This is a genomic window from Bradyrhizobium genosp. L, assembly GCF_015624485.1.
GTDB lineage: Bacteria > Pseudomonadota > Alphaproteobacteria > Rhizobiales > Xanthobacteraceae > Bradyrhizobium.
Map to the genome: position 1 here is coordinate 3,615,013 of NZ_CP061378.1, position 13,419 is coordinate 3,628,431.

8 protein-coding genes are annotated in these 13,419 nt (G+C 66.5%); 6 read left to right on the top strand and 2 right to left on the bottom strand.

The window, feature by feature from the left end:
• Positions 1–57: 57 nt before the first annotated feature.
• Positions 58–2,433 carry an Rne/Rng family ribonuclease gene (locus IC762_RS16815; RefSeq protein WP_283816361.1) on the bottom strand — a complete coding sequence of 792 codons (2,376 nt, stop codon included), beginning with the start codon at positions 2,431–2,433 and terminating at the stop codon, positions 58–60.
• Here IC762_RS16815 and IC762_RS35590 point away from each other — a divergent pair, their 5' ends adjacent.
• From IC762_RS35590 to IC762_RS16840, 6 genes are all read left to right on the top strand, one after another.
• Entirely contained in the window at positions 2,434–3,369 is a 936-nt protein-coding gene (locus tag IC762_RS35590) for a hypothetical protein (RefSeq protein WP_283816362.1), read from the top strand.
• 628 nt (positions 3,370–3,997) lie between these two features.
• A complete protein-coding gene (locus tag IC762_RS16820; RefSeq protein ID WP_195789876.1) occupies positions 3,998–5,305 on the top strand; it encodes an N-acetylmuramoyl-L-alanine amidase in 1,308 nt (435 codons plus the stop codon).
• A gap of 272 nt (positions 5,306–5,577) precedes the next feature.
• Positions 5,578–8,058 carry a penicillin-binding protein 1A gene (locus IC762_RS16825; protein ID WP_195789877.1) on the top strand — a complete coding sequence of 827 codons (2,481 nt, stop codon included), beginning with the start codon at positions 5,578–5,580 and terminating at the stop codon, positions 8,056–8,058.
• Between the two features lie 106 nt (positions 8,059–8,164).
• Positions 8,165–9,296, top strand: a protein-coding gene (prfB, locus tag IC762_RS16830) for a peptide chain release factor 2 (protein ID WP_195789878.1) whose coding sequence is annotated in 2 segments (ribosomal slippage) — positions 8,165–8,233 and positions 8,235–9,296 — 1,131 coding nt in all. Because the reading frame shifts where the segments join, the coding sequence is not laid out codon by codon here.
• A gap of 3 nt (positions 9,297–9,299) precedes the next feature.
• Positions 9,300–10,169: an NAD(P)-dependent oxidoreductase gene (locus tag IC762_RS16835; RefSeq protein WP_195789879.1), complete on the top strand. Its 870-nt coding sequence runs from the start codon at positions 9,300–9,302 to the stop codon at positions 10,167–10,169.
• A 79-nt stretch (positions 10,170–10,248) separates the two neighbouring features.
• Positions 10,249–11,184 carry a DMT family transporter gene (locus tag IC762_RS16840; RefSeq protein ID WP_195789880.1) on the top strand — a complete coding sequence of 312 codons (936 nt, stop codon included), beginning with the start codon at positions 10,249–10,251 and terminating at the stop codon, positions 11,182–11,184.
• On the opposite strand, the gene IC762_RS16845 is transcribed toward IC762_RS16840, so the two are convergent.
• Entirely contained in the window at positions 11,144–13,297 is a 2,154-nt protein-coding gene (locus IC762_RS16845; RefSeq protein ID WP_195789881.1) for a carbamoyltransferase C-terminal domain-containing protein, read from the bottom strand. The two genes, IC762_RS16840 and IC762_RS16845, sit on opposite strands and share 41 nt — an antisense overlap.
• Positions 13,298–13,419: the final 122 nt, after the last annotated feature.

Here is a 13,419-nt window from a genome sequence, read left to right on the forward strand (position 1 = left end):
TCTGTGCCTGCTCGACAAAACGCCCGGTCGAGACCGGGCGTTCGCTTGGTAACGAGGCTAGTTGCCGCCGCCGAAGCGGCGTGACCACCAGCCCTTGCGCGCGGGGCCTTCGGCGGCAGCCGCCGGGGCGGGCTCCTCCTCTGCCACCGCGGCAGCGGCCGGTGCAGAAGCCGGCTCGTCAGCCGGGCTTTGCGCCAGCGCGGGCGCGGTCGTCTCGGGCTGTGGGCTCGACGCAAAGCTGACCTTCTCGCGCACGGTAGAGCGGCGCCGGGCGGCGCGGTCGGGCTCGGCCTGCGCGTCCTCGTGGGCTGCGGCTGCTTCGGGCGCCGCAACGGCCTCGGCCAATGGGGCCGTCTCCGGTGCTGCCTCGGCAGGGGCCGGCGCGAGCGGTTGCCATTCCACCGGCTGCACGGCGACCGGCTCGGGCTGCTCCGCGAAGCCGGCCGGCTCCGCATGACCCTCGAAATCGGCGACAGCCTCGGTCGCTTCCGGCTCGCCGGCCGGGCTCAGTTCGTCGGTGATCGATCCTGCGAGACCGTCTTCCGGTCCATTGCCACGCCGGCGGCGGCCGCCACGGCGTCCGCGACGCCGCGGGCGACGTTCGCCGGCACCGGCCTCCTGGTCACTCCTGGCAAAACCCTGCTCGTCGCTGCCGTCCTCGTCGCCGCCCTCAGTGTCCTCGGCGGTAGCCGCCTCGGTCCCCTCGGCAGGCATCACGTGCATGAGGTCGCTGTCCTCACGCGGCGCCGGCTGGGCGCCCTCGCGCACTTCGCCGCCGCGACCACGCCGCCGGCGCCGTCGCTTGCGGCGCTGACCGTCGCCTTCGCCCTCGGCGCTGGCTTCCTCTGACGTCGCTTGCTCGTCGGCCAGGCCTTCGGTTTCGTCGGTCTCGACCTCGGCCTCGTACTCGAACTGCTCTTCCTCGTCGTCGGCCTCGTCGGCCTGCGCCGGCGAAGCGGCGGCCTGGGCCACGAGCAGCGCCTTGGCGGCTTCGAGCGTATGCACCTGCTCGCCGCGATCGATGATGTAGGACTGCTGGCCGTGCACGGTGGCGTCGGCCGCGATCGACAGCGCCACCCTGAAGGAGTCCTCGAGATCGCGCAGATGGCCGCGCTTGTGATTGAGCACGTAGAGCGCGACGTCGGTGCGGGTGCGGACCACCAGATTGTGGGTCGCTCCCTTCATCAGGATCTCCTCAATGCCGCGCAGCAACTGCAGCGCCACCGACGAAACCGAGCGGACGTGGCCGGAGCCGCCGCATTGCGGGCAGGGCTCGGTCGAGCTCTCCAGCACGCTGGCGCGGATGCGCTGGCGCGACATCTCCAAAAGTCCGAAATGCGAGATGCGGCCGACCTGGATCCGCGCGCGATCCTGGCGCAGGCAGTCGGACAGCTTGCGCTCGACCGCACGGTTGTTGCGCTTCTCGTCCATGTCGATGAAGTCGATGACGATCAGGCCGGCGAGGTCGCGCAAGCGCAACTGCCGGGCGACTTCTTCCGCCGCCTCCAGATTGGTCTTGAGCGCGGTATCCTCGATATGGTGCTCGCGCGTCGCTCGTCCCGAGTTGACGTCGATCGAGACCAGCGCCTCGGTCTGGTTGATCACGATGTAGCCGCCGGAGCGCAGTTGCACGGTCGGCGAGAACATCGCGTCGAGCTGGCTCTCGACACCCATCCGCGAGAACAGCGGCTGGCCGTCGCGATACTGCTTCACCGCGCGCACATTCGCCGGCATCAGCATCTTCATGAAATCGCGCGCTTCTCGATAACCTGCTTCGCCCGCCACCTGAATCTCGTCGATCTCCTTGTTGTAGAGATCGCGCAGCGAGCGCTTGATCAGCGAGCCTTCCTCGTAGACCAGGGTCGGTGCCTGCGACTTCAGCGTCAGGTCGCGCACGGTCTCCCACATCCGGATCAGGTATTCGAAATCGCGCTTGATCTCCGGCTTGCTGCGGGAGGCGCCGGCGGTGCGCAGGATGATGCCCATGCCCTCGGGCACGTCGAGATCCTGCACCACCTCCTTCAACCGCGAGCGGTCCTGGGCGGAGGTGATCTTGCGGCTGATGCCGCCGCCGCGCGCGGTGTTGGGCATCAGCACGGCGTAACGGCCGGCGAGCGATAGATAGGTGGTCAGCGCGGCGCCCTTGTTGCCGCGCTCTTCCTTGACGACCTGCACCAGCATCACCTGCCGGCGCTTGATCACTTCCTGGATCTTGTACTGGCGGCGCGGACGGAACTGACGCTCCGGAACCTCCTCGAGCACGTCGTCGCCCCCGACGGACTCGACGACTTCTTCTTCCTCGCCCTCTTCGCCGTCGTCCTCATCCTCGTCGTCATCGGCTTCCTCATGCTCGCCTGCGGACGCCGTCGCGTCCTCCGGCTGAGCGTGCCCGGCGACGGCGGGAGCATCGGCGTGTAGCTCGTCGGCAGCCACATGCAGCGCGTCGTCCGCATGCGCGGCGTTTTCCTCGGCCTGCTCTTCATGGGCCCGTTCGGACTCATGATTGATCTCGGCGGGCTCGACCGCGTCCGGAGCGGCCGACGCAACGGAGGCTTCGAGCGCTGCAACGACGGGAGCGGGCTGGGCTTCGGCGTCCGGCGCCACGCTCACGCCATGGGCGTGATCGCGATCGTCGTCCCGCGCATCGTCGTGATGATGATGCTCGTGATCTGCGTGATCATGATGATGGTGGTCATGGTCATGGTGATCATGGTCATGATCGTCGTGGCCGTGATCGTCATGGTGCTCGTGATCATGGGCATGCCCGTGCGCATGGTCATGACCCTCGTGAGCGGTCGCATCGTGATCGTGATGCTCGGGATCGACCGGATGATCGTGTGCCTCGACGGGCTGCAACGCCTGGGGATCGGCGCTCGCGCCCTCGACCACCTCGCTCTGCACGCGCTCGCCATGACCGCGGCGACGGGCATTGCGGTGGCGCGAACGGCGGCGGTGGCCGCGGTTCTCGTGCTCTTCCTCGGCCTCGCGATGGGCGCGCTCGTCGGCCTCGATCAGCGCCTGACGGTCGGCGACCGGGATCTGGTAGTAGTCGGGATGGATTTCGCTGAAGGCGAGGAAGCCGTGCCGGTTGCCGCCATACTCGATGAAGGCGGCCTGCAGCGACGGTTCGACGCGCGTGACCTTGGCGAGATAGATATTGCCGCGCAGTTGCTTGCGTTGGGCGGTCTCGAAATCAAACTCTTCGACGCGATTGCCGCGGACCACGACGACCCGGGTCTCTTCCGGGTGGGTGGCATCGATCAACATCTTGTTGGGCATTTTGGAGCTCTTGGAGGCGGCGGGCGCGGTGCATGGCGCGCGCAAATTGCGCCGCCCGGTGACGCGACGGTCCACCTGATTCGGGGGTGAGGGGAAGGCCAAAACGCGTCTTGAGGCGCCGTGCCGTGCCGGAACCCACCGGGATGATGCGTCGGGCGAAGCTTTCACCTCGCGTCAGCGCGATCCTCTCGGGGACCCTGGTCGGCAATACAGTCTGGCGCATTAAGCGTCGGCCCGTCTAAACATGTTGGCGGCGAGAATACCGCCGGATCTTTTGCTGAAAGCCCGGCGCGGCGCCAAAGCGCCTGCCGGCCATCGCATATCGAGGCCCCGAGGGACCGGATAATCAGTTATGCCGTGTCTCGAACCGTCCTCTGGCGAACTGTGCCTGGGACCGGACGCCGCTCGGGCTCGAAACCGTCCCTCCAAGTCAGCCGCGCGCGGCGCTGGCTGCAGAGGGGCCGGAAAAACACGGCGGCATCTTCGGGGTTCGAAGGTTCCACCGCTGCACCGGGAGGCTGAACGCGACACAACCGGGAGTACTAGCCGTCAGCCCCTCGTACATACGTGGATTGACCGTCGGGTGCAAGGGAACGCGGAAGGGAACGTGAAGCGTCGCGCCGCGGCAACACTCGATGCTTTTCGCTTTCGCGTCATTAGGGTGCGATTAACCGTGTGGTTCTAATGCGGTAAGAGGCTGCTTGGGAGGCCCGAATCGGTGCTCAACCGCGCAAATCACCGTGTTTTACTGGGGTGCGGGCTGTTGTGCGCCGCAGCATTGGTATTTGCCGAACTGGGTGGACCGAGCGCAGCGGAAGAGCCACAGGTCGGCCAGCAGGCTCCGGCTGCGACCGCGAACTTCCCGGTTGCTTCCGGCGCGCGGCTTGCTGGCGACGACAAGCAGACCCGGTTCATCCTCGACCTCGACCGCAGAATCGATTTTCGCGCCTTCCCGCTGGCCGATCCCTATCGCGTCGTGGTCGATATCCCGCAGGTCGATTTCCAGCTCGCCTCCGGCACCGGTGCGACGGGCCGGGGGCTCGTGAAAGCATTTCGCTACGGCCTGGTGATGCCCGGCGGTTCGCGAATCGTGTTCGACCTCGCCGGTCCGGCGAAGATCGCCAATTCCTACGTGCTTGACGCCGCCAACGGCCAGCCGCCGCGGCTGGTGCTGGACTTCGAGGAGGTCGACCGCACGAGCTTCGCGCAGTCGCTGGCGCCGGAGAACCGGTCCGAGCTGAAGCCGGCGCTCGGCGACGTCAGCACCGTGACCGTTCCGCCGGTGACGACGGCCGCGCTGCCGCCGATTGCGGTGACGGATCCGCGCCCGCTGATCGTGATCGATCCCGGCCATGGCGGTATCGACAACGGCACACAGTCCGGTGCCGCGACCGAGAAGACCCTGGTGCTGGATTTCGGTCTCGCGCTGCGCGACCGGATCGAGAAATCCGGCAAGTACCGCGTGGTGATGACCCGGACCGACGACACTTTCATTCCGCTCAACGACCGGGTGAAGGTCGCACGCGCCCAGTCGGCGGCGCTGTTCGTTTCGATCCACGCCGACGCCCTGCCGCGCCGCGAGGGTGACGCCCAGGGCGCCACGATCTACACCCTGTCCGACAAGGCGTCCGATGCCGAGGCCGAGCGGCTGGCCGACACGGAAAACAAGGCGGACGCGATCGGTGGCGTCAATCTCGGCGACGAACCGACCGAGGTCGCCGACATCCTGATCGACCTCGCGCAGCGCGAGACCAAGACCTTCTCCAACCGTTTCGCCCGCCTCCTGATGACGGAAATGAAGACCTCGGTCAGGATGCACAAGAATCCGCTGAAATCGGCCGGCTTCCGGGTGCTCAAGGCGCCCGACGTGCCGTCGGTTCTGGTCGAACTCGGCTATGTCTCGAACAAGGGCGATCTCGAGCACCTGGTGTCGGAGAGCTGGCGCAACAAGACGGTCGGCGCGATGGCGCAGGCGATCGATGGCTACTTCGCCAAGCGGCTCGCAACCGCCGGGCCGGGCAAATGAAAATGGCGTTGTGAAAACACCGCCACCGTGGCGGCCAAGCCCTAGTTTGGCCACAGCCGCAACGGTATAGACAACGAACCGAAGGGCCCTCGGAGCCAGCCATATTGTCCGACGGCTCATGTATATTGGGCAAGCGCAACGGCAGCCCGCTGAGTCCCAAGCTTCGTTGTATGCGGGCTTCTTTGTGTGCAGCCCTCTTTGTGTGAGCGGCTTTACTTTGGACGGGCGCTTTCGAAGACCGAGCGCCGAAGGGGTGGAACGGAACTTCGATCATGCGCCTGCTCGTCCGGTTCCTGGGTTTCCTGTTCGCCGCCGGCACCGTGCTGTTCCTGGTCGGCGTCGCCGGTGTCGCCGGTGCGATCTGGCATTTCTCGAAGGACCTGCCTGACTACTCGCAGCTGCAGGATTACGAGCCGCCGGTCATGACCCGCGTGCACGCCTCCGACGGCCAGCTGCTCGGCGAATACGCCAAGGAGCGCCGGCTCTATCTGCCGATCCAGGCGGTGCCGAAGCTCGTGATCAACGCGTTCCTCGCCGCCGAGGATAAGAACTTCTACGAGCATGGCGGCATCGACTATCAGGGCATGGCGCGCGCCGCGCTGCTCTATGCGCAGAATTACGGCTCCAACCGCCGTCCGCAGGGCGCCTCCACGATCACCCAGCAGGTCGCCAAGAACTTCCTGCTCACAAACGAAGTTTCGTTCGCGCGTAAGATCAAGGAAGCCCTGTTGGCGATGCGTATCGAGCGGGCCTATTCCAAGGACCGCATCCTCGAGCTCTACCTCAACGAAATCTATCTCGGCCTCGGTGCCTACGGCATCGCAGCCGCCTCGCTGGTCTACTTCGACAAGTCGGTCAACGAGCTGACCATCGCGGAGGCTTCCTATCTGGCGGCGCTGCCGAAGGCGCCGGCGGCGCTGCATCCGGTGCGAAACCACGACCGCGCGATCGAACGCCGCAACTACGTGATCGACCGCTTGCTGGAGAATGGCTGGATCAAGCAGGCCGATGCCGACAAGGCGCGCAAGGAGCAGCTCAACGTCACCAACCGCGCCAACGGCGCCCACGTTTTTGCCGGCGAGTATTTCGCCGAGGAGGTCCGCCGCGACATCTTCGAGCGCTACGGCGAGAAGAAGCTGTATGAGGGCGGCCTGTCGGTGCGCACCACGCTCGATCCCAAGGTGCAGGTGATGGCGCGCAAGACCATGGCCGCCGGCCTCGTCAACTGGGACGAGGCGCAGGGCTGGCGCGGCGCGATCCAGAAACTCGACATTACCGGCGACTGGGGCGTCAAGCTCGCCGACGTCAAGTCGCTGTCGGATGTCTCGCCGTGGCGGATGGCGGTCGTGCTCGAGACCGGCGACCAGTCGGCGCGGATCGGCTTCCAGCCCGGCCGCGAGCTCGGCGGTGCCGTCAGCAAGGAGCGGCAGACCGGCATCATCACCCTCGACGGGGTGCGCTGGGCGAAGAGCAAGGGCAAGACGCCGACCGCGGTCTCACAGGTGCTGCAAGCGGGCGATGTGATCTATGCCGACCCGCTGGTGAACAAGGACGGTGGCGCGGTCGACGGGCAGTACCGGCTGCGGCAACTGCCCGAAATCTCCGGCGCCATGATCGTGATGGATCCGTGGACCGGACGCGTGCTCGCCATGGTCGGCGGCTTCTCGTTCGACCAGAGCCAGTTCAACCGCGCGACGCAGGCCTATCGGCAGCCGGGCTCCTCGTTCAAGCCGATCGTCTATTCGGCGGCGCTGGACAATGGCTATACGCCGTCGAGCATCATCGTCGACGGGCCGATTGAGATCGATCAGGGGCAGGGCGCCGGCGTCTGGCGGCCGGAGAACTTCTCCACCGGCCACTATTACGGCCCGACCAGCCTGCGCAACGCGCTGACCCATTCGCTGAACACGGTGACGGTGCGGCTCGCCCAGGACGTCGGCATGCCCTTGATCGGCGAATACGCCAAGCGCTTCGGCGTCTATGACGAGCTGCCGAATTATCTCTCCTACGCGCTGGGTGCCGGCGAAACGACTGTCATGCGCATGGTGACGGCGTATTCCATGTTCGCCAATGGCGGCCGCCGGGTGAAGCCGACCCTGATCGACCGTATCCAGGACCGCTACGGCCACACCATCTTCAAGCACGACGCCCGCGAGTGCCGCGGCTGCGACGCGCCCGGCGGCTGGAAGAACCAGCCGGAGCCGCAGCTGATCGACCGCCGCGAGCAGGTGCTCGATCCGATGACCGCCTATCAGATCACCTCGATGATGGAAGGCGTGGTTCAGCGCGGCACGGCGACGGTCATGCGCGACGTCGGCAAGCCGATCGCGGGCAAGACCGGCACCACCAATGACGCCAAGGATCTCTGGTTCGTCGGCTTCTCCCCGGACCTCGTGGTCGGGCTCTATCTCGGCTACGACAAGCCGCGCAGCCTCGGCCGGACCGCGCAGGCGGGCCGCACCGCGGCGCCGATCGCACGCGACTTCATGAAGCTCGCGCTGGCCGACAAGCCGCCGACCCCGTTCAAGGTTCCGGCCGGTATCAAGCTGATCCGGGTCGATGCCAAGAGCGGCGTGCGTGCTGGTCCGGGCGGCGGGAACACCATCCTCGAGGCCTTCAAGCCCGGCACCGCGCCGCCGGAATACACCCCGAGTGTTGGCGTGGCCGATGCCGACGGCCGCGCGCCCCAACCGTCGCAGCAGGGCGGGCAGCCCGATAATGGCTTCTTCATCCGGCCGGGCGGCCTGTACTAGCGGACCACAGGTCCAATTCACCGGGATGGCGCGGCCAAGCCGATTGCGCTTTGCAGCAGCAGTCGCTACATCCCAGCGAAGCTTTTTTCCCAACTCCTGAAAGATCATGCGCGCGGAAATCGAACGCCTTGTTGAAGAGATCAAGCAGTCAGTCGGGCTGCTGAGGAGGCATCTTTGACGTCGACCAATCGACGGCACGCCTCGCTGAGCTGAACAAGCTCGCCGAAGATCCCAATCTCTGGAACGATCCCCAGAAGGCCCAGAAGCTGATGCAGGAGCGCACCTCATTGGAGGACGCTCTCTCTGGAATCGGCAAGGTCGAGCGGGAGCTCGATGACAACATCGGCATGATCGAGCTCGGCGAGGCCGAGAGCGACGCGAGCGTGGTGACGGAAGCCGAGGCCGCGCTCAAGGCGCTCAAGAAGGAGGTCGCCCGCCGCGAGCTCGAGGCGCTGCTCTCGGGCGAGGCTGATAGGTTCGATTCGTATCTCGAGGTTCACGCCGGCGCCGGCGGCACCGAGAGCCAGGACTGGGCCGAGATGCTGCTGCGCATGTACACGCGCTGGGCCGAGAAGCATGGCTTCAAGATCGAATATCTCGAAGAGACCCAGGGCGAAGAAGCCGGCATCAAATCCGCGACCATCCAGATCAGCGGTCACAACGCCTATGGCTGGTTGAAGACCGAAGCGGGCGTGCACCGGCTGGTGCGGATATCGCCGTATGATTCCAACGCGCGCCGGCACACTTCGTTTTCCAGCGTGGCGATCTTCCCGGTCGTCGACGACTCGATCAAGATCGACATCAAGGAATCCGACGTCCGTACCGACACGATGCGCTCGGGCGGCGCCGGCGGTCAGCACGTCAACAAGACCGAATCCGCGGTGCGGTTGACGCATATTCCGACCGGCGTCGCCGTGGTCTGCCAGGCCGGCCGCTCCCAGCACAAGAACCGGGCGCAGGCCTGGGACATGCTGCGCGCGCGGCTCTACGAGATCGAGCTGAAGAAGCGCGAGGAGCAGGCCGCCGCCGACCAGGCCGCCAAGACCGATATCGGCTGGGGCCACCAGATCCGCTCCTACGTGCTGCAGCCCTATCAGATGGTGAAGGACCTGCGCACCGGCGTGCAGACCTCCGACACGTCGGGTGTGCTCGACGGCGACCTCGACGAGTTCATGGCGGCGACATTGGCACAGCGTGCGTTCGGCACCGGGCCCGGTTCGGTCGAGGATGTGGATTAACCGATGGCGCGGGTGGCCTTCATCGGGTTGGGACGGATGGGCCACGGCATGGCCGGCCGCTATCTCGATGCCGGCTTCACGGTCGCGGTGTGGAATCGCAGCAAGGCCAAGGCCGAGGATCTGATCGCGCGCGGCGCGCACTGGGCGACTTCGCCGGAGGACGCCGCGATCGACGCCGACGCCGTCGTCACAATGGTCGCGGACGACGAAGCTTCGCGCGCCGTCTGGCTGACCAAGGACGGCGCCGCCGCGACGATGAAGGCGGGCACCATCGCGATCGAGTGCTCGACCGTGTCCTATCAGCACACGCTCGAGATGGCGAACGAGCTGCAAGGCCGCGGCCTGATCTACATCGATTGCCCCGTGACCGGCCTGCCGGAGGCGGCGGCTTCGGGCAAGCTGACGCTGCTGGTGGGAGCTGACGCCGCCGATCTCGAACGGGCGCGGCCGTATCTGGCGCCGATCGGCAGCACGATCCGGCATTTCGGCGCGGTCGGCACCGGCACCGTGTTCAAGCTGATCAACAATCTGATCGGTGCAGTGCAGATTGCTGGTCTTGCCGAGGGCGTCGCGATCGCCGAACAGGCCGGCCTCGACATGCAGCTGGTGGCCGAAGCGCTGGCGACCGGCGCGGTGGCGAGCCCACAGGTGATCCGCCACTCCAGGCGGATGATCGAGCGCAATTTCGCCGGCGCCTCCTTCACCGCCGCGCTGCGCCACAAGGACGCCGCCTACGCGGTGCGGCTCGCCGAGACGCTGCTGCCCGGCGTCCCCGTCAGCCGCGCCGCGCTCGCCGCCTACGACACGGCGAAGTCCCACGCGCCGGACGCCGACGAAGGCCAGATGATCGAGATCGTGTCGCGGCCGAAATAGGCCGGCAGTTCGCGGGAATCGGGTGGGAATTTTGGCCGCGGCCGGCTAGTCATCCTCCATGTGGGAATGAGAGCCGGACATGCCTTCCGCCGACAACAGCATCGATCGCCGCGACTGGGCGCTGCTGGGCCTGCTCTCGGTGCTGTGGGGCGGCTCGTTCTTCTTCAACGGCGTGATCCTGCGCGAACTGCCGCCGCTGACGCTGGTGCTGCTCCGCGTGGTGCTCGGCACGCTCCTCCTGCTGCCGCTGCTGCGGGCCGGGAAGATCGCGTTCCCGCAGGGCTGGTTGGGCTGGGCGCCGTTCGTCGCGATGGGACTGTTCAACAACGTGTTGCCGTTCTCGCTGATCGTGTTCGGCCAGACCTACATTCCGAGCGGGCTGGCCTCGATCCTCAATGCGACGACGCCGCTGTTCGCCGTTGCGATCATGGCGGTTGCCGGCGAGGAGCGGCTGCAGGCGCGCCGCGTGGCGGGCGTCATTGTCGGCCTGATCGGGGTTGCGATCCTGCATGGCGATGCGCTCGGCTTCGAGAGCAAGCAGGGCATCGGCATCCTGCTCTGCCTCGCGGGCGCCTTCAGCTACGGCATCGCGGCGCTGGTCGGACGGCGGCTGCCGCAGCGGGTGCCGCCACTGGGCACGGCGACGTTCCAGATGATGGCGTCGGCCGTGATGATGGCGCCCGTCGCCGGCGTGGTCGACAGGCCGTGGCTGCTGCCGATGCCGCACGCCACGACATGGCTCGCGGTGCTCGGGTTGGCGGCGCTGTCGACGGCGCTGGCTTACATCGTGTTCTTTCAGATCCTGCAGCGCTCCGGCGCGACCAATGTGATGCTGGTGACGCTGCTCATTCCGGTCACCGCGATGTTGCTCGGCTATCTCGTGCTCGGCGAGCCGGTCGCGCTGCGCGAGGTGATCGGGGCGCTTGTCATCGCCAGTGCGCTGCTCCTGATCGACGGGCGCGTATTGGCTTGGTTCAGCCGCGCGCCTTCTTCCAGTCCGCATACCATCCGGTAAACCGTCCGCTATCGCGCTCGCCGCCGTGCCAGGCGGCGTAAGTCGTGCCGTCGTCGGCGACCAGCACCACGGCATCGAGACCTTTGGAGCGGCGCAGCGTGTCGATCGCCTGCGCCGGCGTCTGCGCGATCGGACCCGCCACGTTGAACGAGGTATTGACCGACATCTCGACGCCGATGCGGCGGCCGAGCGCCTTCAGATACGCGTAGGTGAGGGGATCGTCGGCCTCGCGCACGATCTGGATGCGGCCGGTGCCGTCGGCGTGCACCACGGCCGGAATCTTCGCGCGCGCTTCGGGCTTCGAATGCGCCGTGAGCACCATGTAGTTATAGGCGTTGTAGTCTCCGTCGGAGGCGCCGTCCTCGAGCTCGAAATAGTCACGCGCGCTCTCGAGCGTCGCCATCGGTGCAAGCGGACGGATCGCCTCGCGATACTTGACGCGCTCGTTCAGACGCTCGCGCACGTCGGGATCGCAGGGGTTGGCGAGGATCGAGCGATGGCCGAGCGCGCGTGGGCCGGTCTCCGCGGCGCCCTGATAGATCGCGATCACGCCGCCTTGCGCGACCATGCTCGCCATCAGGTCGGCGATTGCGTCGCGGCCAACGGGTGTCGCGACATTGCCGATCTCCGCCGAGGCGACATCGTCGGTCTTCAGCGCGTCGCCGATGTTGGCGTTTGACGGCGGCAGGCCGCAATAGAATGCGTGCGACAGCGGCGCGCCGCGCGGGGCGCCGGCCATATGCGCGAACAGCCAGGCCGCGCCGATCGGCACGCCGGGATCGCCGGGCACGGGCGGTATCCACATATGCAGCCGTGTCTTGCGCTGCTGCGCTTGTTCGAACCACGCCTCGTTGAAGTGCTCGAGCAGCCGCATGTTGCCGAGCGCATTCAGCGCCACGCCGCCGGTCAGCACCAGGCGATCGGTGCCGGTCGTGCGCAGGAGATGATCGATGACATGGACCATCGCATCCTCGAAAACCAGCTGCGTCGCGGCGGCCTTGTCGAGCCGATCCCTGGTATCGGGGCGGTGGTTGATGTCCTCGACGCGCAGCACGGCGTCGGGATTCCAGAGCTGGTCGGGCCGCAGCGGCGGCCCGATGATGTCGATCAGCGGCTGGTGATAGGGATTGTCGGCGGGATCGGCATACCAATTGGCCATCGCGCGATTGAGCTGTACGGTGCCGTTGGGGCCGAGCTGCAACACGTCCTTCAGGCGCGCATAATACGGATTGGTGGCGCGGTTCATGTCGCCCCAGGCGGCAGCGCCCATGTAGCGGCCTTCGCTGGAGAGCCAGGTCCAGCCGCCCTGACTGGACGAGATCACGGTGTAGAAGGCGCCGAGCGAATCGAACAGGCTCTCATTGCAGGAGAGCTGCTTCATCTCGCCATTCTCGGCGACATAGAGCGAGACCGAGCCGACATCGCCGGTGCCGTCGAGCACCGCGATCGCGACCGGCCCGCTCACATCGGCGAATGGCGAGGCCGTGTAGGAGTACCAGGCGTGGTTGTCGTGATGCGGCATGCAGATCAGCGGCAGCCCTTCAGGCAGTCCGTAGATCCGCGTCAGCTTGCGCGACAGCCGGCGCACCTGGTCCATCTGGCGCAAATTGATCGCGGGCGCGATCGGCGCGCGCAACAGTTTGAGACTATCAGGGGCCTCCTCGAACGAAGTGCGGATCAGCATCGCCAGCAGCGCCGGGTAATCCCAGGTCGTGACGAAGGCATCGATATCGCCGATGTCGCGGCCCATCCGCTGCAGCACGCGGCGCATGTCGTCGAGCGCGTGCTGCGGGAATTCGTTGGTGTGCTTGTTGCCGGAGAAGCGCTCTTCCTCGTTGTTGACGATCAGGCGCGGCCCGTCCTTCTGCGTCACCTCGACCAGCGCGACGCCGGTGTTGTGCGTGCCGGGGCAGGCGAGGCCTGCGATATAGACGGTCTCGCCGCGCTGCAGCCGATCGCGCACCTTCGCGATGGTGGCCTTGGCGACGTCGCCGTTCAGCTTGTGCAGGCCGCGACGCGCCAGCGCGGCCTCGCTCAGGCGGCGCGTAAGTTGATAGCCCCACGCCGCCAATCGCGGGTGACGCGGACCGATACGGATTTCCGGCTTGAGCAACAGAGCGCCTCTATTCGTGATCCAGTCCCCGGGATCATCAATCACAAATAACGTCAGGCAACAATGCCGTTTCGTGGAACGGAAAAATCCAGGCGCTTGCCAGCACGTCGGTGACTTGCGAG